This window comes from Phenylobacterium sp., assembly GCF_036264965.1.
Taxonomy (GTDB): Bacteria; Pseudomonadota; Alphaproteobacteria; order Caulobacterales; family Caulobacteraceae; genus Phenylobacterium.
Window position 1 is genome coordinate 30,994 of sequence record NZ_DATAPY010000007.1, and the last position, 23,014, is coordinate 54,007.

At 70.1% G+C, this 23,014-nt stretch carries 23 protein-coding genes; 10 read left to right on the top strand and 13 right to left on the bottom strand.

Features of this window, described 5'->3' with window-relative positions; genetic code table 11:
• The first annotated feature begins 230 nt into the window (after positions 1-230).
• Positions 231-1,115, top strand: coding sequence for a glycine zipper domain-containing protein (locus VHS75_RS00670; RefSeq protein WP_329636673.1), 885 nt, complete (start codon positions 231-233; stop codon positions 1,113-1,115).
• Here the strand turns inward: VHS75_RS00670 and VHS75_RS00675 are convergent.
• Both VHS75_RS00675 and VHS75_RS00680 read right to left on the bottom strand, forming a co-directional pair.
• On the bottom strand, positions 1,112-2,044 hold the full coding sequence (locus tag VHS75_RS00675) for a site-specific tyrosine recombinase XerD (RefSeq protein WP_329636674.1): 933 nt from the start codon (positions 2,042-2,044) through the stop codon (positions 1,112-1,114). The genes VHS75_RS00670 and VHS75_RS00675 overlap by 4 nt on opposite strands.
• Positions 2,041-3,324: a hypothetical protein gene (locus VHS75_RS00680; protein ID WP_329636675.1), complete on the bottom strand. Its 1,284-nt coding sequence runs from the start codon at positions 3,322-3,324 to the stop codon at positions 2,041-2,043. The genes VHS75_RS00675 and VHS75_RS00680 overlap by 4 nt, the downstream gene beginning before the upstream one ends.
• Positions 3,325-3,390: 66 nt before the next feature.
• Between VHS75_RS00680 and VHS75_RS00685 the strand changes: the two genes are divergently transcribed.
• The 5 genes from VHS75_RS00685 to VHS75_RS00705 all read left to right on the top strand — a co-directional run bounded on the left by VHS75_RS00685 (position 3,391) and on the right by VHS75_RS00705 (position 8,929).
• Positions 3,391-3,969 carry a shikimate kinase gene (locus VHS75_RS00685; protein WP_329636676.1) on the top strand — a complete coding sequence of 193 codons (579 nt, stop codon included), beginning with the start codon at positions 3,391-3,393 and terminating at the stop codon, positions 3,967-3,969.
• A complete protein-coding gene (gene aroB, locus VHS75_RS00690) occupies positions 3,966-5,075 on the top strand; it encodes a 3-dehydroquinate synthase (protein ID WP_329636677.1) in 1,110 nt (369 codons plus the stop codon). Before VHS75_RS00685 ends, aroB begins: the two co-directional genes overlap by 4 nt.
• Positions 5,075-6,355, top strand: a complete 1,281-nt coding sequence (locus VHS75_RS00695; protein WP_414694234.1) for an HlyC/CorC family transporter — start codon at positions 5,075-5,077, stop codon at positions 6,353-6,355. Before aroB ends, VHS75_RS00695 begins: the two co-directional genes overlap by 1 nt.
• A gap of 222 nt (positions 6,356-6,577) precedes the next feature.
• Positions 6,578-6,955, top strand: coding sequence for a response regulator (locus VHS75_RS00700; RefSeq protein WP_329636678.1), 378 nt, complete (start codon positions 6,578-6,580; stop codon positions 6,953-6,955).
• Between the two features lie 303 nt (positions 6,956-7,258).
• Positions 7,259-8,929, top strand: a complete 1,671-nt coding sequence (locus tag VHS75_RS00705; protein WP_329636679.1) for a hypothetical protein — start codon at positions 7,259-7,261, stop codon at positions 8,927-8,929.
• On the opposite strand, the gene VHS75_RS00710 is transcribed toward VHS75_RS00705, so the two are convergent.
• The 4 genes from VHS75_RS00710 to VHS75_RS00725 all read right to left on the bottom strand — a co-directional run bounded on the left by VHS75_RS00710 (position 8,926) and on the right by VHS75_RS00725 (position 13,201).
• Complete coding sequence (locus VHS75_RS00710; protein ID WP_329636680.1) at positions 8,926-11,190, bottom strand: xanthine dehydrogenase family protein molybdopterin-binding subunit; 2,265 nt, start codon at positions 11,188-11,190, stop codon at positions 8,926-8,928. The genes VHS75_RS00705 and VHS75_RS00710 overlap by 4 nt on opposite strands.
• Positions 11,187-12,143, bottom strand: a complete 957-nt coding sequence (locus VHS75_RS00715; protein ID WP_329636681.1) for a xanthine dehydrogenase family protein subunit M — start codon at positions 12,141-12,143, stop codon at positions 11,187-11,189. Before VHS75_RS00715 ends, VHS75_RS00710 begins: the two co-directional genes overlap by 4 nt.
• A gap of 70 nt (positions 12,144-12,213) precedes the next feature.
• Entirely contained in the window at positions 12,214-12,720 is a 507-nt protein-coding gene (locus tag VHS75_RS00720) for a 2Fe-2S iron-sulfur cluster-binding protein (protein ID WP_329636682.1), read from the bottom strand.
• 208 nt (positions 12,721-12,928) lie between these two features.
• The gene (locus VHS75_RS00725; protein ID WP_329636683.1) at positions 12,929-13,201 is read right to left on the bottom strand and encodes a BolA family protein; all 273 of its coding nucleotides are present in this window, start codon (positions 13,199-13,201) and stop codon (positions 12,929-12,931) included.
• Between the two features lie 52 nt (positions 13,202-13,253).
• Between VHS75_RS00725 and VHS75_RS00730 the strand changes: the two genes are divergently transcribed.
• Together VHS75_RS00730 and VHS75_RS00735 are read left to right on the top strand one after the other, a co-directional pair.
• Complete coding sequence (locus VHS75_RS00730) at positions 13,254-13,904, top strand: J domain-containing protein (protein WP_329636684.1); 651 nt, start codon at positions 13,254-13,256, stop codon at positions 13,902-13,904.
• Positions 13,905-13,958: 54 nt separating this feature from the next.
• Positions 13,959-14,915 carry a hypothetical protein gene (locus VHS75_RS00735; protein WP_329636685.1) on the top strand — a complete coding sequence of 319 codons (957 nt, stop codon included), beginning with the start codon at positions 13,959-13,961 and terminating at the stop codon, positions 14,913-14,915.
• A gap of 3 nt (positions 14,916-14,918) precedes the next feature.
• On the opposite strand, the gene VHS75_RS00740 is transcribed toward VHS75_RS00735, so the two are convergent.
• From VHS75_RS00740 to VHS75_RS00750, 3 genes are all read right to left on the bottom strand, one after another.
• On the bottom strand, positions 14,919-15,623 hold the full coding sequence (locus VHS75_RS00740; RefSeq protein WP_329636686.1) for a glycine zipper 2TM domain-containing protein: 705 nt from the start codon (positions 15,621-15,623) through the stop codon (positions 14,919-14,921).
• A gap of 114 nt (positions 15,624-15,737) precedes the next feature.
• Complete coding sequence (locus VHS75_RS00745) at positions 15,738-16,373, bottom strand: glutathione S-transferase family protein (protein ID WP_329636687.1); 636 nt, start codon at positions 16,371-16,373, stop codon at positions 15,738-15,740.
• The gene (locus VHS75_RS00750; protein WP_329636688.1) at positions 16,370-17,371 is read right to left on the bottom strand and encodes an aldo/keto reductase; all 1,002 of its coding nucleotides are present in this window, start codon (positions 17,369-17,371) and stop codon (positions 16,370-16,372) included. Before VHS75_RS00750 ends, VHS75_RS00745 begins: the two co-directional genes overlap by 4 nt.
• Before the next feature lie 209 nt (positions 17,372-17,580).
• Here VHS75_RS00750 and VHS75_RS00755 point away from each other — a divergent pair, with 209 nt between their 5' ends.
• Positions 17,581-19,488 (top strand): pyrroloquinoline quinone-dependent dehydrogenase, encoded by a 1,908-nt coding sequence (locus tag VHS75_RS00755; protein WP_329636689.1) that lies wholly within the window; start codon positions 17,581-17,583, stop codon positions 19,486-19,488.
• Here the strand turns inward: VHS75_RS00755 and VHS75_RS00760 are convergent.
• Entirely contained in the window at positions 19,485-19,847 is a 363-nt protein-coding gene (locus VHS75_RS00760; RefSeq protein WP_329636690.1) for a DUF4180 domain-containing protein, read from the bottom strand. The genes VHS75_RS00755 and VHS75_RS00760 overlap by 4 nt on opposite strands.
• A gap of 3 nt (positions 19,848-19,850) precedes the next feature.
• The gene (locus VHS75_RS00765; RefSeq protein WP_329636691.1) at positions 19,851-20,312 is read right to left on the bottom strand and encodes a helix-turn-helix domain-containing protein; all 462 of its coding nucleotides are present in this window, start codon (positions 20,310-20,312) and stop codon (positions 19,851-19,853) included.
• 66 nt (positions 20,313-20,378) lie between these two features.
• Here VHS75_RS00765 and VHS75_RS00770 point away from each other — a divergent pair, with 66 nt between their 5' ends.
• Entirely contained in the window at positions 20,379-21,689 is a 1,311-nt protein-coding gene (locus VHS75_RS00770; protein WP_329636692.1) for an amidohydrolase family protein, read from the top strand.
• A 136-nt stretch (positions 21,690-21,825) separates the two neighbouring features.
• On the opposite strand, the gene VHS75_RS00775 is transcribed toward VHS75_RS00770, so the two are convergent.
• Together VHS75_RS00775 and VHS75_RS00780 are read right to left on the bottom strand one after the other, a co-directional pair.
• A complete protein-coding gene (locus tag VHS75_RS00775; RefSeq protein WP_329636693.1) occupies positions 21,826-21,981 on the bottom strand; it encodes a hypothetical protein in 156 nt (51 codons plus the stop codon).
• 238 nt (positions 21,982-22,219) lie between these two features.
• Positions 22,220-23,014: TauD/TfdA family dioxygenase (locus VHS75_RS00780; protein ID WP_329636694.1), on the bottom strand; the 795-nt coding region annotated here is incomplete at its 5' end.

Consider the following 23,014-nt stretch of genomic DNA (forward strand, 5'->3'; position numbering starts at 1 on the left):
GGGTCTATCTCCAAACATCTGGAGCGCGTCGGACGGGTGAACCGGTGTCCACTTCACCCTGACGCGCTCCAGCCCGCGATGGGCCCGCGTCACAAGAGCGCCAGCCCGCGGCCCGCGGTTCCGTGAACGCCGGTTCATGCAACCCCGCCTCCACCCTGAGGGTTGTTTCGGCCGTAGACGTGCGGCCCGGCGATGCGCCGTCCGCGCCCTGGAGAGAATGGAGACTTTCGATGAACACCCCCCTGAAGTTCGGGATGGCCTCGATCCTGGCGCTGTCGATCGCCGCGCCGGCGATGGCCCAGTACCAACCCGCCCCGCAATATCCGGCCCAGCAGTACCAGCGCGACCCGCAGGACCAGCCGCCGCCCGGGCCGTCCTACCAGCCGTCGCAGCAGTACCAGGACCAGCAGCAGCAATACCAACAAGAGCAGCGGAACTACGAGAGCCGCAAGGATGCCTATGACGCCCGCAAGGACGCGTACGACGCCCGCCGCGACAACTACGAGGCCAGCCGCGCCGGCTATGAGCAGGCCCTCGCGGACTACGAGCGGCGCCGCGACGCCTGGGCGCGCGCCCGCGCCGACTATGACGCCCGCTACGGCTACGGCGCCTACGTCCGCGTCTATGGCCCGGCTCCGGTATGGGACGCGCAGCGCTGGGCGGTCTATGGCCCCCCGCCGCGTTACGTGGACAACTACGGACGCCCGGCCGCGGCCTATGCCCCGGTCGTGACCTGCCGCAACGACCACTCCTCGGCGACCGCCGGCGCGGTGATCGGCGCGCTCGCCGGCGCGGCTCTGGGCTCCAACATCGCCGCGGGCGGCCACCGCACCGACGGCGCGATCCTGGGCGGCGTCGTGGGCGCCGGCATCGGCGGCTCGGTCGGCAATGCGCACGACCGCTATCGCTGCGACAGCCGCGGGCCGTACTACAGCTACAGCGACACCGTCGCCTACCGCGAGGACCGCGACTTCCGCAGCGGGCGCTACGACTACGCCTACTACAGCCGCTTGCGCTGCCGCCTGGCGCCCGCCGCGGTCGACAGCTACGGCGAGGACGTCCGCTACGTCCGCGTCTGCCCCGATCGGGATGGCCGCTACCGCATCACCGGCTAGGGTTTCTTAGCGAGCGGATGCTTCGTGGCGACAACCTGCGCCAGGTGGTCGCCGGCCACGTGGGTGTAGATCTGGGTCGTGCCGATGTCGGCGTGGCCCAGCAGGGTCTGCACCACGCGCAGGTCGGCGCCGCCTTCCAGCAGGTGGGTGGCGAAGGCGTGGCGCAGGACGTGCGGGCTGACTCGCGCCGGATCGATCCCGGCGTCGGCGGCCACCTCGTCCAGAAGCTGGGCGAAGCGGCGCGGGGTGAGGCGGCCCTCCTTGCCCCGGGAGGCGAAGAGCCACGGGTTCGCCTTATCGCCCTTGGGCAGAAAGCCCGGACGGACCTGCAGATAGGCCTTCACCGCCGTCCGTGCGGCGTCGTTGAGCGGAGCCAGCCGCTCCTTGCCGCCCTTGCCCTTGACGATCAGATAGGCCGGGTCGCGCGCCAGGGCCGAGAGCGTCAGGCCGGTCAGCTCCGAGATCCGCAGACCCGAGGCGTAGGCCAGCTCCACCATGCAGCCGAGGCGCAGGCCCTGGGCGCCGTCTTTCGCCCCGGCCGCGGCGATCAGCCGGTCGACCTCGGCGCGGCTCAGCACCTTGGGCAGCGAGCGGCCCTTCTTCGGCGCCTCGACCCGGCGTGAGGGATCGTCGGCGCGCCAATCTTCCCCTAGAACGAAGCGGTAGAATTGCCGCACCGACGCGCGCCGCCGTGACGCGGTGGCCGGCGACAGGCCGCGTTCGCTAAGGCTCACGAAATAGGCCTCGACATCCTCCGCCGAGGCGTCGGCCAGGTCGCGGTCCCGGCCGGTCAGGAAGCCCGCCGCGTCGGTCAAGTCGCGCGTGTAGGCGGTGAGCGTGTTTTTCGCCGCCGCGCGCTCGACGGACATCATCTCCAGGAAGGCTTCGGCCCAGGACGAGCCCCTCCCTTGAATTTGGGGCGCGCTCATTTCAGCGCCAACAGGCCTTCCAGGGCGAAGGCGCGCGCGTCGACCTCCAGGCCCACGAGGTGCAGGGCGCGCACGATCCGCACCCGGTCGCCCAGGACGGGGCCGGCGGCGCCCGCCTCGGCGCAGGTCCAGAGCGCGAGCATCGCCGCCTCGCCCATCAGCTTGCCCTCGCCGGCGCTTTCCAGGGCCAGGTCGCGGCCGAGCGGCCCTTTGCCCTCCGGGGTTGCGAGGACGGCGATCTGAGCCCGGGTCTCCGCCGTCAGCGGCCCGGACAAAGCCAGGCCGAGGAGCAGGGCCGCCTGACCACGGGCGCGGGTCCTAGGCTCGGCCGAGCCGGCGGGCTCCGCGAGCGCCTGGAGGACCGCGTCGCTCACCGCCTGTCCCCGCATCAAGGCCTCGACCAGCGGCATCACATCCGGAGCGGCCGTGGAGGTGTCGAAGGTGGGCTCGGCGGGAACGCCGCCGGACAGCGCCGCGGCCACGGCTGGCGAGGCCTTGGCCGCCGTCAGGTCGAGACCCAGGCTGTGCGACAGGGCGTAGTCCAAGCCATTGCGCAGCGAGGCCGCGCCGGGATTGCCCGCGCCGGCCAGCTTGGCGGTCATCAGCCGGGCGAAGACCGGGTCCTTGGCCTGCGCCTGGGCCAGGTCGAAGGTCAGCTGGGCCTGATCTGGATGGCCGCCGATCGCCTGGCAGTAGGTCCGCAGGCGCAACCAATAGACGTCGTCGCGGCCGGCGGTCAGGGTCTTCTCCACGGCGCAGGCGCGGGCGTCGTCGCTGGCGAGCAGCGCGCTTTCCGCTGCCGCGTGGGCCAGCTCCGGCGTGCGGTCGACGCCCGGCGCGCGAGCCAGGACCGCGCCGGCCGCCTTGGCGTCGCCCAGGCCCAGCAACGCGACGGCGCGCGCGCCGGTCACCGCCGGGTCGTCGGCGCCCTTCGGTCCCTGGGCGCCGGTCGCCAGCACGCGGCGGGCGAGCGCGGCCGCCGCGGGGCTGAGCGGCCGGGCGGCGATCAGCGGCAGCACCGCCTTGACAGTCGTCAGCGAGGCCCCGCGCCACAAGGTGGCGGGCAGGCCGGTGTCGCGCCCCGGCGTGGTGAAGGCGTCCGGCGCGGCCAGGGTCTCGACCTGAACGCTCGTGGTGGCCGGCGCAGGCGCGATGGGCGCGGCCGCCGGCGGCGGCGCCTCGGCGGGCGGGTTCGCCGCGGGCGGCGGCTCCTGAGCCATCGCAGCCGAAGCCGCACCGGCGAGGATCATCAGGGCGAGGAAACCGGTGCGACGCGACATGCCGGGATCATAACCGCGGCGCGAAGTTGGCGCGAGGGCGACGCCTCGTGTAGACCTGAGCCGTCCATGGACCGCTATGCACCGTTGCGCCGCCGCACCATCGCCCTCGTGGGCCTGATGGGCGTGGGGAAGTCGAGCGTTGGCCGGCGGCTCGCCAGCGCGCTGGAGCTGCCATTCCGCGACGCCGATTCCGAAGTCGAGGCCGCCGCCGGCTGCTCGATCTCCGACATCTTCGCCGACCTGGGCGAGGAGGCCTTCCGCGAGGGCGAGCGCCGGGTGATCGCGCGCCTGCTGGATCAGGACCCGCACGTCCTGGCCACCGGCGGCGGCGCCTTCATGAACCCGCAGACCCGCGAGCTGATCAAATCGAAGGCCGTATCGGTGTGGCTGAAGGCCGACCTGGACGTCCTGGCGCGGCGCGTCTCGCGCAAGGACACCCGGCCCCTGCTGGCCGGCAAAGACCCCCTGGATGTGCTGCAGGCCCAGGCCGACGCGCGCTATCCGGCCTATGGAGAGGCCGACATCGTCGTCGAGACCGGCGACGCAGCGCACCACGTCACCGTCGACCAGCTGATCCGCGCGCTCAGCGCCCACCTGCAGACATCAGAGCCTGAGGCCCCCGCGCCCCAAGGTCCTGCGTCATGAGCCGCACGATCGCCGTCGGGCTGGGCGCGCGCAGCTACGAGGTCCGCGTGGGGCCCGGCCTGATCGACCGGGCCGGCGAGACGATGGCCCCGTTCCTGAAGCGCCGCCGCACCGCCGTGGTCAGCGACGAGACGGTCTGGAGCCTGCATGGCGCCCGGCTCACCGCCGCGCTGGAGGCCGCCGGGATCGCGGTCTCGCCGGTGATCGTGCCGCCGGGCGAGCAGACCAAGAGCTTCGAGGGCCTGGCCGAGGTCAGCGACCGGCTGCTGGCCCTCGAACTCGACCGGGGCGACGTGGTGACGGCGTTCGGCGGCGGGGTGGTCGGCGATCTCGCCGGGTTCGCCGCAGCGATCTACAAGCGCGGCGTCGACTTCGTGCAGATCCCCACCACCCTGCTGGCGCAGGTGGACTCCTCGGTGGGCGGCAAGACCGCTATCGACACGCCGCGCGGCAAGAACCTGGTGGGCGCCTTCCACCAGCCCCGGCTGGTGCTGGCCGACCTGGACGTGCTGGCGACCCTGCCCGAACGCGAGATGCGCTGCGGCTACGCCGAGGTGATCAAGTACGGCCTGCTGGGCGACTTCGGTTTCTTCGAGTGGCTGGAGGCCAATGGGGCCGCCGTGCTGGCGCGCGAACCGGCCGCGTTGGCGCATGCTGTCGCGCGATCCGTCGAGATGAAGGCGGAGATCGTCGCCGAGGACGAGACCGAACAGGGCCGCCGCGCCCTGCTCAACCTCGGCCACACCTTCGGCCACGCCCTGGAGGCCGAGACCGGCTATGGCGAGGCTCTGCTGCACGGCGAGGCGGTCGGCGCGGGCATGGCGCTGGCGTTCCGTTTCTCCGCCGCGGAGGGGCTTTGCCGGACGCAGGACGCGACCCGCGCCTCAACGGCCATCGGCGCCGCCGGCCTGCCGACCACCATGGCTGAAGTGCGCCGCGAACCCTTCGACGCCGCCAAGCTGGTCCGTCACATGGCGCAGGACAAGAAGGCGGAAGGCGGCAAGTTGACCTTCATCCTGGCCCGCCAGCTCGGCGAGGCCTTCGTCGCCAAGGACGTGGACGCCGCGGCCGTCGCCCGCTTTCTGCAAGCCGAGGGCGCCGTCTGATGGGCGCGATCATGGCGCTGGCGCCTATCGTCTTCGGCTTGCTGGCCCTGTCGGCGCTGTTCTCGGCCGCCGAGACGGCGCTGACCGGCGCCAGCCGCGCGCGCATGCACCAGCTTGAGCGCGACGGCGACCGCGCCGCGCGGCGCGTGAACCGGCTGCTGGGCGACCGCGAGACGATGATCGGGGCGGTCCTGCTGGGCAACAACCTGATCAACATCCTGTCGTCGGCGCTCGCGACCCAGGTGCTGACCAAGGCGATCCCGGGGGCGCTGGGCGTCGCCGTGGCCACCGGGGTGATGACCGTGCTGGTGCTGGTCTTCGCCGAGGTGCTGCCCAAGACGCTGGCGATCCTGCGCTCCGACGATGTGGCGCGGTTCCTCTCGGGTCCGACGGAGCTGGTGGTGCGGGTGTTCGGCCCGATCATCTTCACCATCCAGTGGATCGTGCGGAAGACGCTGGGCCTGTTCGGCGTGCGGCTGGGCATGGAGATGGACGTGCTGGCCGCCCACGAGGAAATCCGCGGCGCCGTGGAATATCACCACGCCGAGGGGCTGGTGGAGACCCACGACCGCTGGATGCTCGGCGGGGTGCTGGACCTGGCGGAAATGGACGTCAGCGAGGTGATGGTCCACCGCAAGGAGATCGCCACCCTCGACGTCGAGCAGGGCCCGCGGGAGATTCTGGAGGCCGTCTTGGACAGCGGCCACAGCCGCGTGCCGATCTACCGCGACGACTCGGAGAACATCATCGGCGTGCTGCACGCCAAGGACCTGCTGCAGGCGATCACCGACGCGGACGGCAAGATCGATGCGGTCGAGGTGGCGTCCATTATCCGCGAGCCCTGGTTCATCCCGGAAACCACTAGCCTGAAGGATCAGTTGGCGGCCTTCCTGAAGCGGCGCAACCACTTCGCCCTGGTGGTCGACGAATACGGCGCCCTGCAGGGCCTGGTGACCCTGGAGGACATCCTCGAGGAGATCGTCGGCGAGATCGAGGACGAGCACGACGAGGCAGTGAGCGGCGTGAAGCCCGCTGAGGACGGCTCGATCATCGTCGACGGCGCGGTGACCATCCGCGACCTGAACCGCGCGCTGAACTGGGACCTGCCCGACGATGAGGCGGTCACCGTCGCGGGCCTCTTAATCCATGAGGTGCGGCGCATCCCCGATCCGGGCCAGACCTTCACCTTCCACGAACACCGATTTGTGGTGCTCGAGCGCAAGGTCAACCGCATCACCCGCCTGCAGATCTGGCCCGCGCCGGCGCGCGACGACGGCTAGACCCTTCCCGGTTCAGGTGGGATCACCTGAGCCGGAAAAGAAGGGTCTATCTTCAAAAGTTTAGAGCGCGTCGGACGGGTGAACCGGTATCCACTTCACCCTGACGCGCTCTAGGCCTGAGCGTCGGCTGCCCGACGCAACTAAAGATCGTGCTTGATCAGGTGTGGCAACGTCTGTTGCTCTCACCGGCGCGATGCGCTTGCAGGCTCTGGAGCCCACCGAATGACAGACACGGCCCGACTCGCCGGCCTACGCGTGCTGGTGGTGGAAGACGAGATGATGGTCTCGATGCTCATCGAGGACATGCTGACCGACCTCGGCTGTTCGGTGATTGGCCCAGCGTCGCGGCTGGACGAGGCGATGGAGCTCGCCGCCACAGCCGCGCTCGACTGCGCGGTGCTCGACGTGAACCTGGGCGGCCAGCCGATCTTCCCGCTCGCCGACCTGCTGCGCGAGCGCGGCCATCCGTTCGCGTTCGCGACCGGTTACGGGGATGCAGGTCTGAGGGATGTCGACCGGGGCACGCCGGTCCTGCAGAAGCCGTTCCGCGAAGGCGACCTGGCCCGCGTGCTCGGAGAGCTGCGCGCCAAGGTCGGCTAAGCGGCCCGTTAGAGGTAGCTGAGCGCGCTTTCGCCCCAGCCGCCCAACAGCAAGGTTAAGGCGCCAGCCAGCGACGCTAGCGGCAGAATAAGTTTCACGTCCCGTCTCCTCGAAATCTTGAAAGTCCTGCCTTCAAGACGCCTGAGATAGGTACGATGCGACATGCCGAAAGACGCCAATTCGCATAACAGTGATGCGAATTTGGAAAGACTGGCCGACGGGCGAACGGCTGAACATTTTTGGCCCTGTTGACCTGTGGTCGCCACCACCTTTGAAATGCGGCGCGGCGAAGGGGAAAACGACATGCGGACGCAGTGGCTGATAGGCGCGGTCCTGGCGCTGGCGCCGGCGATCACCGCGGCGGACGTCCAGCCCGACCCGGTGATCGGCCACATCTGCGGCGCCGCGCCGGGCGAGACGGCGGCCGCCGCGCCCGCGCAGAAGATTCTCGCCGGCTATGGCTCGGGCGGCTTTGCGGTGCGCACCGCCAGCCCTGAAGCCCAGGCTTATTTCGACAACGGCATGCAGCTGGCGCACGCCTTCGCCCACAAGCCGGCCGTCGCCGCCTTCCAGGAGGCCGAGAGGCTCGACCCTGCCTGCGCCATGTGCGCCTGGGGCGAGGCCTGGGCGCGCGGCCCGACGATCAACTACCCCGTCGATGACAAGGCGCAGACCGATCTGGCCGCGATCGCCGACAAGGCCGCGGCGCTGGCCAAGGACGGACCGGCCAAGGAGCAGAAACTGATCGCGGCGCTGCAACTGCGCTACCGCAAGGGCGGCGGCATGGGTCCCGGGGACGACGCCTTCGCCCGCGCCATGGACCAGCTGGCGCGCGAAAACCCCACGGACAACGAGATCGCCATCGTCGCCGCCGACGCCTGGATGATCCCGACCGCCAACAAAGAGACCCGGGACAACCTGCCCCGCGCGCTGGAGCTGATCGGCGGCGCCCTGCGCCGCAAGCCCGACGACACCGGCGCGATCCACTTCTACATCCACGCGACGGAAATGAGCGGTTTCGGCGGCCAGGCGGAGGCCTACGCCGACACCCTTCAGCGGCTGGCGCCCTCGGCCAGCCACCTGACGCACATGCCCTCGCACACCTACTACATCGTCGGCCGCTACGAGGACGCGGTGCGGGCCAACCAGTCGGCCATCAAGCTCGACATCGCCAATGCCGCGCGGCAGGGGCTCGAGGGCGATCCCTGGAAGCTGACCTACCACTCCCACAACGTCCAGTTCGCCACCGGCGCGGCCCTGATGAGCGGCGACGGCGCCGCCGCGCTGACCGAGGCCAAGGCCGCCCTCGACCACGCGACGGCGGCGAAGACGGTCGGCTCCTTCGACCAATTCGTGGTCGGCACCGCCTATTTCGCCGAGGGCCGCTTCGCTGCGCCGGACGAGGTGCTGGCCTTGCCGGAGCCCCCGGCCGACCGCGGCTACATCCGGGTCATGTGGCGCTACGCCCGCGGCGAGGCCTATGCCCGCAAGGCCGACGCCGCCGGCGTCCGGCGCGAGTTGGCGGCGATCGAGACGCCCGCCGCGGACCTCAAGGCGATCGGGCCCTATGCGCCGCAGATGAAGGGCATGATCGACGTAGCAAAGCTGGTGCTGACCGGCCGCGCGGCGATGATCGAGGGCAGGCCCGCCGACGCCGCCAAGGCGTTCAGCGCCGCCGCCCAGATCGAGGACCGCGTGCTGGGGCGCTTAAGCGATCCGCCCGGCTGGTGGTATCCGGTCCGCCGCAGCTACGCCGCGGCCCTGCTGGAACAGGGTAAGGCCGACGAGGCGGCCGCCCAGGCCCGCCAGACCCTGAAGACCTGGCCCGCCGACCCCGTGTCCCTGGCTGTCCTCGCCCAGGCCGAGCGCAAGCTGGGCGACGGCAAGGCCGCCGACCTGCATTTGGCGCAGGCCCGCCACGCCTGGCATGGCGCGACCGCCCTGGCCGCGGCGACCGCCGCCCCTGCTGCCTAGAGACCCTTCGCCATCAGGGCCGCGAGCAGCTTGTCCGGCGTGATCGGATAGTCGCGCACGCGGACGCCGCAGGCATTGTAGATGGCGTTGGCCACCGCAGCCCCGGCGCCGGAGATGCCCAGTTCGCCGACGCCCTTGATGCCCATCGGATTGGCCTTGTCATCGACCTCGTCGAGCATGATGGCGTCCAGTTCGCCGATGTCGGCCTGGACCGGCACCAGGTAGCTGGCCAGATCCTGGTTGATCAGCGAACCGTAGTGCGGGTCCACAGCATTGCCTTCGGTCAGGGCCGAACCGACGCCCCAGATCATCCCGCCGGTCAGCTGGCTGCGGGCGGTCTTGTAGTTGAGGATCCGGCCCGCGGCGAAGACGCCCAGCATGCGCCGGGTGCGCACTTCGCCGGTCACCGTATCGACCCCGACCTCGACGTAGTGGGCGCCGTAGGTGTGCGAGCTCCACAGGCCGGCGTCGGCGGCCGGGCGGACCTCGCCCTCGGCGGTCAGGCCCTCGGGACGATTGCGGCGGATCAGGTCCGACAGCCGCTCCGAACGGTTGGCGATGGCGATGACGCCGTCCTGGAAGGTGATGTCTTCAGACGGCCCCCCGAACAGCGGCGAGGCCGGGTCGGCGACGGCGATCTCGGCGATGGCGGCGCGCAGGTTCATGCCGGCGTCCAACGCGGCCGAGCCGGCGGTGGCCGCCCCGAACTGGCCGCCGGAACCGGGCGCGGGCGGCAGCTCCGAGTCGCCGATCTCGACGCGCACGTCGGCCAGCGGAACGCCCAGGGTCTCCGCGGCGATCTGGGCCAGCACCGTATAGGTGCCGGTGCCGATGTCGGTCATGCCCTGCTTGACGGTGATCACGCCGTCGGCGTCGACCGTGAAGCTGGCCTTGGCGGGCAGCAGGAAATTGCCGCGGATGGCGGCGGCCATCCCCAACCCCACCAGCCAGCGCCCATCGCGCACCCGGCCGGGAATCGGATTGCGCCTGTCCCAGCCGAACAGTTGGGCGCCCTCGCGCATGCAGCGCACCAGTTGGCGGATCGAGAACGGCTTGCCGGTCTCCGGATCGGTCGGCGGCTCGTTGAGGATGCGCAGCTCGACGGGGTCCATGCCCAGCTTCTCGGCGAGCTCGTCCATGGCGACTTCCAGGCTGAGCGTGCCCGACGCCTCGCCGGGCGCGCGCATGGCGCTGGCCACCGGCAGGTCGAGCCGGATCAGGCGGTGGCCGGTCAGCCGGTTGGGCGCGGCGTAGAGGTTCCGCGCGAAGTTCGAGGCGTGCTCGGTGAAGTTGCCCCGCCGGTCGCAGTGGGTGACCGTCATCAGCGACATGGCGGTGAGCTTGCCGTCGGGCGTCGCGCCCAGGCGCACGTGCAGGTCCGTCGCCGGCCGGTGCACGGTGCCGTGCATCATCTGCTGACGCGAGAGCGCGATCTTCACCGGCCGGCCCAGCTCGCGGGCCGCCAGGGCCGCCAGCACCAGGTCCTCGTAGAACGAGCCCTTGCCGCCGAAGCCGCCGCCCACGTAGCGGGTCAGCAGGCGCACGCTCTTGTGCGGCATCATCAGGGTCTCGGCGAGCGAGTTCTGGGCGACGCGCACCATCTGCACCGAGGTGTGGACAGTGAGCTGATCACCGTCCCACCAGGCCGTGGTGGCGCAGGGCTCCATCTGGCAGTGGTTCTGCAGCGGGGTGCGCCAGACATCGTCGACCGTCACGGGCGCCGCGGCGAAGGCCGCCTCGAAGTCGCCGATCTCGACGTCGGATTCGCCGGGCGGCTGGACCGCCTCGGCGAAATGGTCGTGGAAAGTCACCGCCTTGGCGTCATCCTCGAACGTCAGGTTCACCAGGGCCGCGCCGGCCTGGGCGTTCTCCAGCGTGTCGGCGACGACCACGGCCACCTGCTGGCCGAAATAGTAGACCTCGTCCGACTCCAGCGCCGGCCGCGGCGAGGGCGTGAAGAAGTCGTAGCGCTCCGGGCGCGGGCCCTGGGCCGGGGCGTTCTGATAGGTCCAGACCAGCTGCACGCCGGGCGAGGCTTGCGCGGCGGCGATATCGACGGCGGTGATCCGCCCCTTGGCGATGGGTGCGGAGACCAGCACGCCATAGGCCGGCGGCGACGGCGGCTCGACCTCATAGGCGTAGGGCGCCGTGCCGGTGACCTTCAGCGGGCCCTCGTAGCGGTCCACCGCCTTGCCGATGTTGCCGGCCCGGTTCTCTTTGACTGGATTGGGGGTGTTTTCCCAGTCGATGACGGAGCTCATGCGCCCCTCCCTTGCGCGCGGGCTTCGGCGATGGCCGCGGGGACCAGACGGCTCACGACGTCGATCTTGAAGCCGTTGCGGCCGTTCTCGCTGGCGGCTTCCAGTTCGCGGCTGATGGCTTCGGCGGGCGAGGCGCCGGCCTTCAGCGCCGCCTCCGCATCGACGGCCCGCCAGGGCTTGTGGGCCACGGCGCCCAGCGCCAGGTTCGCGCCCACCACCGCGACGCTGGCCAGACCGCCGGCGTAGGAGGCCCGGTCGCGCACCTTGCGATAGACCTGCCCGCCGTCGGGCGGCGGCGGCAGCACCACGGCGGTGATCAGTTCACCCGCGATCAGATGGGTCTCGACGTCCGGCGTCTCACCGGGCAGGCGGTGCAGCTCGATAATCGGGAAGGCCCGCGCCCGCCCAGACGGCGACAGCGTCTCGACCGTCGCGCCCAGCGCCGTCAGCGCCACGGCCATGTCCGAGGGGTGGGTGGCGATGCAGGCGTGGCTGGCGCCGAAGATCGCCGAGTTGCGGTTCAGCCCCTCAAGGGCCCCACAGCCGGAGCCGGGCGCGCGCTTATTGCAGGGCTTGGTGGTGTCGTAGAAGTAGGCGCAGCGGGTGCGCTGCAGCAGGTTGCCGCCGGTCGTGGCCTTGTTGCGCAACTGGCCGGAGCCGCCGGCGACGATCGCCTGGGTCAGCACCGGATAGTGCGCGCGCACCCGGGCGTCGGCGGCCACGTGACTGTTGGTGGCCATGGCGCCGATCCTGAGGCCACCCTCGGGGGTCTCCTCGATCGCCGCCATTGGCAGACGGCCGACGTCGATCAGATGCGCCGGATGCTCGATCTCCAGCTTCATCAGGTCGAGCAGGTTGGTGCCGCCGGCCAGGAACTTGGCGTTCGGCGTCTCGGCGGCGGCCTTGACCGCCGAGGCGGCGTCGGTGGCCCGCTCGTAGGTGAACGGCCTCATCCTGCTACGCTCCTTGCTGGAGCTTCGCAGTATCGGGCGGATGGCCCTTCGAAGCCTTGGCGAAGTAGGGTCATGCGGCGTCTCCCGCCACCGATCGGATCGCCGCGACGATCTGCGGATAGGCCGAGCAGCGGCAGATGTTGCCGCTCATCCGTTCGCGCAGCTCGTCGTCAGTCAGCCGGATCTTGCCGGTGAGGTCGGCGGTCTCCTGGCTGGGCCAGTTGTCGGCCACCTCCTGCAGCATGCCGAGCGCCGAGCAGATCTGCCCGGGCGTGCAGTAGCCGCACTGGAAGGCGTCCTCGGTGAGGAAGGCCTGCTGCAGGGGGCTGAGCTTCTCGACCGTGCCAACGCCCTCGATGGTGGTGACCTGATCGCCGTCATGCATCACCGCCAGGGACAGGCAGCTGTTGATCCGCACGCCGTTCACCAGGACCGTGCAGGCCCCGCACTGGCCGTGGTCGCAGCCCTTCTTCGAGCCGGTCAGCCGCAGATGTTCGCGTAACGCGTCGAGCAGAGTGGTGCGCGGGTCGACGTCGAGCGCGCGCGCCTGGCCGTTGACGGTGATCGTGGTCTTCAAACGAAGGCCTCCCCAGGTTCCGCTCATCCCGGCGAAGGCCGGGACCCAGATGGATGAGCTCAGATGTGGGCTCGAATGTTCCGGAGCTCACCCGGCCAGTATCGGCGCTTTCCGATCTGGGTCCCGGCCGGAGTTTATCCTCCGGTCGACCTTCGGTCGAACCGGGGGGCCAGGGATGAGCGGTATCAAATTCCCCGACATTAGACCCCTAGGCTTCGCCCGGCGCCAGCGCCTTGACCGACAGCGCATGCAGCGGCCCGGCCAGTTCGTCGGCGAGCGCGCGATAGACCATGCGCTGGCGGGCGACCTTGGCCGCGCCTTCGAAGGCCGCGGACTCGATCAGCACGTTGAAATGGCTCTCCCCGTCCGGATGGGCGCCTGCGTGGCCGGCGTGCCGCGCGGAGTCGTCCTGGATTTCCAGACGGGTCGGCGCGAAGGCCGAAGTCAGTTTCGATTGGATGGCATCAAATATGGCGCCCATCGCTGTGATCTTCAATTCTTGAAAGGGATTATCTCGGCCCCATACTTGGCCCATGCCCGCCGCGTTTCAATACAAGCCGCGTTTCGTCGACATCCGGGTGCGTCCGCCCTCGGAGGAGGAGGATGCGCGCGCCCAGGACGTCAACGCGCTGAAGCCCGGCGAACGGGCCTGCGACCACCCCGGCTGCCTGAAGGCCGCCACGGCGCGGGCCCCCAAATCTCGTGACATGCTGAACGAGCACTACTGGTTCTGTCAGCCGCACGCTGCCGAGTACAACCGCAACTGGAACTTCTTCGCAGGGCTCAGCGAGGCGGAGATCCGCCGCCGCCAGACCGACGAGCTGTTCACCGGCGGGCGTCCCACCTGGGAGATGAAGGCCGGCCGGATGAGCCGTGAGGCCGCCGCCTTCTCCAACAAGTTCAAGAAGGGCGAGGGCTACCGCGACCCGTTCAATCTGTTCGGCAAGAACGGCGGCAGACCGGTCCCCGAGGCTGAGGACCGCCATCTCGGCAAGATCGAGCGCAATGCGCTGGCCGACCTGGACCTGGACGTGAACGCCGACGGCCCGAAGATCCGCACCCGCTACACCGAGCTGGTCCGCCGCCTGCACCCGGACGCCAATGGCGGCGACCGGGCCGGCGAGAACCGCCTGCAGCGGGTCATCAAGGCCTACCAGACGCTGCGCAAGGCGGGGATGGTCTAGGGAACCGCTCAGGCGTTAGGATCGCTCCCGCTGACGCCCATGAGAGGTCAAGCCATGACGCGAACCGGAGCCTTCGCAAGTGCGCCTTTGGTGGCGGCCGCGCTGGCTCTCATTGCGACCTTCGGCGCCCAGGCGCGAAACGCTCCCGATCAGCCCGCCTCCAACGCCGGCGCCCAAGCCGCCGCGGCCCAGGCGTCCTCCACGGTCGAGACCCTTACCGTCGTGGCGCCGAAGGTGGAGCAGGAGAAGCTGCCCGACTTGGTCAACCGCTTCGTCGAGGCCCACAGCGCCACGAGCCGGATCGATCAACTATCCCGCTGGGCGGGACCGGTGTGCCCGCAGACCGGCGGCCTGACCGCCCCGTTCGACGCCTATGTGACCGCGCGAGTGAAGGCCGTGGCCGCCAGCGTCGGCGCGCCGGTCGACAAACATCCGAACCGCAACTTCCCGTGCAAGACGAACCTGTTGATCGTCTTCACGACCACGCCACAGACGCTGATGGACGATGTGCGAAAACACCATCCGCAGATGCTGGGCTTCCACTATGCGGCCCAGGCCCAGCGGCTCGCGACCGTGAACCAGCCGATCCAGGCCTGGTACATGACCGGCACGGCGCCGGAGGGCGGGAATGTCGAGACCGACGACGAATTTCATCGCCTTCCGAACGGCAGCGCCGGCAGTCGCCTGACGTCGCGCATCTCCAGCCAGTTCATGGGGGTGCTGGTCGTGATCGACGCTAGCAAGATCGTCGGTCACCAGATCGGCGCGATCGCCGATAGCGCGGCCATGCTGAGCCTGGCGCACGCGTCCCAGGTCAAGGGCTGCAGCGAGCTGCCCACCATCCTGGATTTCCTCAACCCGGACTGCCCGGCAGGGGCCGATCCGCCGGGCCTGAGCCGCTACGATGTCGCCTATCTGAAGGGGCTCTATTCCATCGATCCGCGGGAGCATCTCTCGGCCCAGCGCAGCGAGATCGGCAGCCGCATCCTGCGTGAGGCCGCCGCGCCCTGAGCCCTACCAGCGGCGGTAGTGATAGTCCCAGCGGCCCGGCCGCCAGTCGGGGCGCCAGTAGCTGTCGTGGGTCCAGTACCAGTAGCGATAGGGCCGGTAGAGCCAGATACCGCCTTCGAAGAACCAGGGATTGTACCAGGACGGCCCGTATTCCACCGGCGGGCCGTAGGCGAACCGCGGCGCGCCGGAACGGATGTAGTAGCCGGGCGGGCAGTCGGCCGACTCCGCGGAGCTGGCGCCGATCGCGGCCCCGGCCGTCGCGCCAAGCGCGCCGCCGATGATCGATCCGCCGGTCTTCGAATGGCGGCCCGACACGTTGGAGCCGACCACCGCGCCCAGGATGCCGCCGATGATCGCGCCGGCGGCGGTGTTGTTGTTGCGCCGGTCGATGCAATATTCCTGGGCCCAGCGGGAATAGCGGTCCGCATAGTCGCGGTCGGCGCGCTGGGCGCCGTCGTCATAGACCGCGCCGGGGCGCTCATAGCCGGGCGGCGGCGGCGCGTACTGGCCAGGCGGCGGGGCGACGTAGCGTCCGGCGTCACGCGGGCCGTAGTCGGAGGGACCAGAGGTCGGCGGCGCGCCATAGCCGGGCGGCGGAGGCGGCGGCGGATAGGGCTGGGCGGAGGCGGCCGCAGCCTCGATCGTCAGGCCGGCGACCATGGTCATAGCCACGATCCTGGCGGCTGCGCGGGTGGGCTTTGTCTGCATCGCGATCTCCTCGTCAGGCCCGGCGGTCCGAACTTGCTCGACCACGGCTAAGCCTGATTTAGGGCCGAGTTGTGGAATTCCTAGACCCGAATGTTGCAGCCGCCCCGCGGCGGATCAGGGCCAGGGCGTGAGCTCTTCGCGCCGGCAGAGTTCGGCGTAGGACGGCAGCGCCGCCATCCGAGCCAGGTAGGCGGCAAGCTCGGGCTGCTCGCTGGCGGGATGGGGCATGTTACGCGACCAGCGCATCAGCGTGGCAGCCAGGTAGTCGGCCACGCCTGGCGCGTCCCCGAACAGGAAGGTGCGTCCGTCGGACAGCGCCGCGGCAAGCCTCGGCCACGCCTCTTCGATGCGCCGCCGCGCCAGATCGCGCACGGCCTCGGCCCCGGCCGGGTCGCCGTCCTTGTCGGCATAGAACCAGTCGCGCATGGCGGGCGAGACGGTGTTGGCCAGGAAGACCATGGTCTCCAGCCAGCGCGCCCGCTGCGGGTCGCCCGGCGCCGGCGCGAGGCCGGCCTCGGGGTGGCGCTCGGCCAGCAGCATCAGCAGCGCCATGGACTCGCCGTAGGGGCGCCCGTCGATCATCAGGGTCGGCACGCGGCCGGCGGGATTGAGCCGCAGATAGGCCGGGTCGCGCTGGTCGCCGGCCTCGAAGTCGAGCTTCACCGCCTGGAAGGGCGCGCCCATCGCGATCAGCGGCCAGTGCACCGCCATGCTCGCCGTCCCGGGCGAATAGTAGAGGGTGTAGCTCATGCATCAGCCTCGGCGGGGGTGCGCTCGGTGTCGACGCTGGCCTGCATGAAGGCCGGGTAGCGCGAGCCGGTCACGGTTCGCTCGTTCACCGCGGCGTCGACCTTGGCGACCATGCCGGCCGGCAGCGCGATATCCGCCGCGGCGGCATTCTCGCGCATGTGGCCGGGGTCGGCGGTGCCGGGGATCGAGACCAGGGTCGGGTCCTTGGCCATCAGCCAGGCGAGGCAGAGCTGCGCGGGCGTGCAAGAGGCTTCCGCCGCCAGCCCCTCGAACTGCGCCAAGAGCTTGAGGTTGGCGGCCAGGGCCTCGCCCTGGAAGCGCGGCATGGCGACCCGCATGTCGCCCTCGCCGAACTTCGCCGGATCGCTGGCGCCGCCGGCCAGGAAGCCGCGGCCCACCGGCGAGAAGGCCACCAGGGTCACGCCCAGCTCATGGCAGGCGTCGATCAGGGCGATCTCCGGATTGCGGGTCCAGGGCGAATATTCGTTCTGCACCGCGGCGATCGGATGGACGGCGTGGGCCTTGCGCAGGGTCGGGCCGCTGATCTCCGAGAGGCCGATGGTGCGGATCTTGCCCTCGGCCACCAGGTCGGCGAGCGCGCCGACGCTGTCCTCGATGGGCACGCGCTTATCCCAGCGGTGCAGGTAGTAGAGGTCGATGACCTCGGTCTTCAGCCGCCGCAGGCTGCGTTCGCAGGTGTCCTTGAGGTTGGCTGGGCTGCCGTCGATGCCGCGCTGGTCGCCGGAAGTCATGCCGCATTTGGAGGCCAGCACGAACCTGTCGCGATGCGGGCCCAGCACCTCGCCCACCAGGGTCTCGTTGTGGCCCAGGCCATAGACCGCGGCGGTGTCGAAGAAGGTGTAGCCGGCGTCCAACGCACCCAGCAGGACCTGTTCGGCCCGCTCGCGCGGCGCGGCCGGTCCGTAGCCGTGGGAAAGCCCCATGCATCCCAGCCCGATGGCGGACACCTCGAACGGACCGATGCTGCGCGTTTCCATGGGCGAGGCTCTCCTGGGATTTGGGCGGGAGAAACGGTCTGAGGCCGGGCGCGTCAAGCCCAAGGCTTCCGCTCGTCCCTGGCCGCCCGCCGCTTGTCCCCGGCGCGGCGCCGAATGGCCCAGCGGTGACGCCGCTGGTCCCTGGGCGCTGGCGGCGCAAACGGGCAGGATGATCTTGCCGCCAATCGTCCTCGGATGGAGCAAAACAGATGCGGAAGATCATGATGCTGGGCGCAGCCGTGGCGGCGCTGGCGACGGCCGCGGCGGCGCGGGCCGACGAGTGGGGCGCCTACGGACGCGATCCGGGCGGCACGCGCTTTTCGCCGCTGACCCAGATCTCGACGGCCAATGTGGCGAACCTCAAGCCCGCGTGGACCTTCCACACCGGCGACATCTCCGACGGCAAGATCAAGGGCGGCGGCCCGCGCAGCGGATTCGAGACCACGCCGCTGATGCTGGACGGGCGGCTCTATCTGACCACACCGTTCAACCGGGTGATCGCGCTGAACCCGGCGACGGGGCAACAGCTCTGGGCCTATGACCCGAAACTCGACCGCGCCCAGCCCTATGGCGACGGGCTGATCAACCGCGGCCTGGCGGCGTGGCGCGATCCAAAAGCGGGTAAGGGCCCCTGCTCACTTCGGCTCTACGAGGCGACGCTGGACGCGCGGCTGGTGTCGGTGGACGCCGCGACCGGCCAGGCCTGCGCGGGTTTCGGCCAGGGCGGCGAGGTCAGTCTGCGCGACGTCGCCCGCTATGTTCCCGGCCAGTATCACATGACCTCGCCGCCGATCGTGGTGGACGGCGTGGTGGTGGTAGGCTCGGCGATCGACGACAACGCCCGCGCCGACATGCCCGACGGCGTGGTCCGCGGCTTCGATGCGCGGACCGGCAAGCTGCTCTGGTCGTGGGAGCCGATCCCCAAGCCCAAGGATGTGGCCGAGAAAGACTGGAAGACCGGGGCCGGCAACGCCTGGACGGTGCTCAGCGCCGACCCGAAGCGGCACCTGGTCTATGTGCCGACCGGCAGCGCCAGCCCCGACTACTGGGGCGGGCTTCGCCCCGGCGACAACCGCTGGGCCAATTCGGTGGTGGCGTTGGATGCGCGCACCGGCAAGCTCTCGTGGGGCTTCCAGCTCGTGCACCACGACCTCTGGGACTACGACACCGCCGCAGCCCCGCTGGCCACGACGCTCAAGCTGAAGGGCAAGGCGACGCCGGTGGTCATCGCCGGCAACAAGACCGGCATGGTCTTCGTGCTCGACCCGGCCACCGGCAAGCCGGTGCTGCCGGTCGAGGAGCGCCCAGTGCCGCAGAGCACGCTCTATGGCGAGAAGTCCTCGCCCACCCAGCCCTTCCCGACCCGGACCCCGGCTCTGGTGCCGCAAAGCCAAGGGCCGGAGGCCGTCTGGGCGATCTCCGACGCCGACCGCAAGTTCTGCGCCGACACGATCAACGCCATGTCGGGCCACGCGATGTTCTCGCCGCCCAGCGAGCAGGGCATTCTGGCGATCCCCGGCAATGTCGGCGGCATCAACTGGAGCGGTTTCGCCTGGGACGCCGGCCACGGCCGGCTGATCGTCTCGGTCAGCAACCTGCCGGCCAAGGTGCGGATGATCCCGGCAGCGAAGTTCGTGAAGGGCGACCACGGCGACCTGCGGGCCGAGACCACCCTGCAGATGGGCACCCCCTTCGCCATGAGCCGCGAGTTCCTGCGCGCGCCGTCCGGCCTGCCCTGCATCAAGCCGCCGTTCGGCGAGCTGGTCGCGCTCGACCTCGACGCCGGAAAGATCGCCTGGCGCGTGCCGCTGGGCTCGCTGGAGGAGCTGGCGCCGGGCGTCGGCCACATCGCCAAGGGCTCGATCGTGCTGGGCGGGCCGATCGTCACCGCCGGCGGCCTGGTCTTCCAGGGCGGCACCGTGGACCGGACCCTGCGGGCCTTCTCCGCCGCCGACGGGGCCCAGCTCTGGAGCGCCGAACTTCCCGCCAGCGCCCACGCCACGCCGATGACCTATGAGGTCGGCGGCAAGCAGTATGTGGTGGTCGCCGCCGGCGGCTCGGCCAAGATCGACGAGGAGCGGCAGGGCGACGCGGTGGTGGCCTTCGCCCTGCCCTAGGCGCCGGCCAACTTCGCGTCCAACGCGGCCAGATCCTCCACGAACCACACCGTCTTGCCGCGGTTGGACTCACGGATGAAGTCGCGCAGCGGCTCGCTCTTGGCCGCTGCGTCCGACACATCGCCCACGACCGTGATCTGGAAGCGGTAGTTGACCAGCTTCTGCAGCACGCCACCGGCGACGCCGGTGGAAAGCCGCAGGAAGTCGGGACCGAGGCGCGAAAGCGGCACGGCGACCAGCCGCGCGCCGCTGTCGAACAGCTGTCCGATCAGGTCGCTGAGCGCGCGGTCTTCGGCCAGGCACGGGCCGTCCTCGGCGCAAACGAAGACGGCGACGCCAGCGATCATGCGGATGGCCATGGCTCAGTCCTCGCTCAGGACCTCGACCATCTTCAGCATGGCCGCGGTGTCGCCGGGCGATCCCACGATCAACACCTTCAGATGGCGCCGTGGCGGATCGTAGATCACCTCGAGCGTCATGGCGTCGGCGTGCGCCGCCTGACCCGCCCGCGCGGCCGGCAACATCCGCGCCATCCGTTCAGCGACATCAGGCGCGATGTCGGGCAGATCGATGATGCTGGTCACCCGCGCGTCGGACCGGGCGATGCGTTTCTCCAGCCGGTTGCGATAGGCCTCCGCCGCGCCGCGATAATCCTCGAACGAGAAGCCGGGCATGGTGGCCTCCATCTCGGTGCGCAGGATGCGATAGGATTTGCCGACCTTCACCGCGCGCAGGCGGCCATCCTTGATGAACCGCAGCACGGTCTTGGGATGCAGCTTCAGCCGTTCTGCGAACTGCTCGACGGTGTAGACTTCTTCCGACATGGAGAGTCGGGGCTCCGCGGGAATATTCCTTATCGTTCCCTATCACTCCCCATTATGGAGTCAATGATGGCCGATCGCTCCCTATTGGCCGGTATGATGGCGCTGGCCGTTGCGGGCGCGGCCCAGGCCGCGGAGCCCAGCCGCTACCTGCTCGAGCCGGCGGCGGTGTGGAGCGCGGGCGATGCGGCGCCTCACGCCGGCTGGGTGGTGGCGGTCGAGGGCGATAGGATCACCGGCGTCGGGCCCAAGGGCTCGGTGAAGGCCGGCGCCGGGGCGGTCACCATCGCCCTGCCCGGTCAGACGCTGATCCCCGGGCTGATCGAGCTACATTCGCACCTCCTGCTGCACGCCTACAACGAGGTGGTCTGGGACGATCAGGTGCTGAAGGAGCCGCCGGCCTACCGTGTGCTGCGCGCCGGGCGCGACGCCACGCGCACCCTGATGAGCGGCTTCACCACCGAGCGCGACCTGGGCACTGAGGGCGCCGCTGACGCCGATGTGCAGCTGAAGCGCGCCATCGAGGAAGGCATCGTCGCCGGCCCGCGCCTGTTCGTGGCGACGCGGGCGATCGTGGCCACCGGCTCTTACGGCCCCAAGAAGGGCTTCCGCGCCGACATGGAGCTGCCGCAGGGCGCCCAGGAGGTTTCCGGCGAGGCCGCGATGATCAAGGCGGTGCGCGAACAGGCGGCCATGGGCGCCGACTGGATCAAGCTCTACGCCGACTACCGCACCGGTCCCGACGGCTCGACGCGGCCGACGCTGACCGAAAAGGAAATGGCCGCCGCGGTCGAGGTGGCCCACGCGTCGGGCCGCCCGGTGGCCGTCCACGCGGCCAGCGACCCGGGCATCCGCAACGCCGTCGAGGCCGGCGTCGACACCATCGAGCATGGCTACGGCGCGACCACGGCGACCTTCCAGATGATGAAGGCCAAGGGCGTCGCCTATGTGCCGACGCTGACCGCGCCCGAGGCCACCTCGATCTACTTCCAGCACTACGTTCCCGGCCAGACGCCGCCGACCCGCGGCATGACCGAGGCCGCCGAGGCCTTCAAGCGGGCGCTCGCCGTGGGCGTCACCATCGGGGCGGGCAGCGACGTGGGCGTCTTCCCGCACGGCGAAAGTTGGCGCGAGCTCGCCTGGATGGTGAAGGATGGCATGACGCCCGCGCAGGCGCTGACCGCCGCCACCGAGACCAATGCGAAGATCCTCGGCCGCGGCGATCGCCTGGGCGCGGTCAAGGGCGGCTACCTCGCCGACCTCGCCGCCTTCCAGGGCGACCCGACCAAGGACATCGCCACCCTCAAAGCCGTCGGCTTCGTTATGAAAGCCGGCAAGATCTATCGCGCGCCGAACGGCGCTACCGGAGAGCCAAAATGAGCGAAGCGCATACCCCTCACGAGCGGATCGCGGAGCGGGCCAAGGCCGGCCCGCACACCACCAGGGCCGAGGCCATCGGCTTCAACGGCAAGGTGGCGATCCTGATCACTAACTCGGTGGGCACCATGTGGTGCGCCTACGCCTTCGCCCTACTGGCGCTGATCAGCTTGCCGGACGCCATCAAGGCCGGCACCGCGGCTCTGGTCGCCTGGATCGCCCAGACCTTCCTGCAGCTGGTCCTGTTGTCGGTGATCATGGTCGGCCAGAAGGTCTCGGCGGCGGCCTCGGACAAGCAGGCCCTGCAGACCTACAAGGACGCCGAGGCCTTGCTGAAAATCCAGGACGACGTCCACCGCCTGATCAAGGTCTTTACGACCTCACCGCCCAGATCCACGCCGCGACCTGCGCGACGCCTAAAGCGCCTACGGCGAGCGCAGTGGTCGCAAAGCCAAAGGTGGCTGCGAAGCCGACAGCCAAGCCGAAGGCGCCGCGGAAGACCTAGCCTTCTCCCCTCGCGGGAGAAGAAACACTCACATCGGTTTGTCCCCGGCCACCGTCGTCCGGTGCATCAACCGCAGGTGGCCGTCATAGCCGCCCTCGGCGAAGTGCATGGTGCAGCGGTTGTCCCACATCAACAGCATCTGCTCGCGCCAGCGGTGGCGGTAGATGAACTCAGCCTGGGTCAGATGGGCGAACAGGAAGCCGAGGATCGCCTTGGCCTCCTCCGGCGTCAGGCCCTCGATCCCCACGGTGTAGACCGGCGAAACGAAAAGCGCCTTCCGACCCGTCACCGGATGGGTGCGGACCAGCGGGTGGGCCAGCGAGCCGTCCGCCTCCTCCGAGACGATGATCTGCATCGTCCGCTTCGCGGTGTCCTTGGCGAAGACGCCCTTGGTTCCGTAGGACTGGCGCGCCGAATGCACCGCCCGCAGCGGGGCCAGCATGGCCTGCATGGTCGGCGACAGCGCCTCGTAGGCGCGGCAGGCGTCGACGAACAGGGTGTCGCCGCCCACCGGCGGGACGACCTTGGAATGCAGGATGGTGGCGGCCGGTGGCGCTTCCTGGAAGCTCCAGTCGGAGTGCCAGCCGGCGCCGAAGTTCATGGCCTTCTCGTCCGGTTCGCGGCGCAGCTCCAGGACGTTGGGGTGGCCGTCCATCGGCTTGATGTACGGGTCGTGGCCAAAGCCACCCATGGCTTCCGTGAACGCCTCCTGCGCCTCAAGGCTCAGGGGCTGGTCGGGGAAGGCTACCACCCCGTGCCGCGCCCAGGCGGCCTTGACCTCCGCCAGCACCTGCTCCGGCAGCGGACGGCTGAGGTCGAGGCC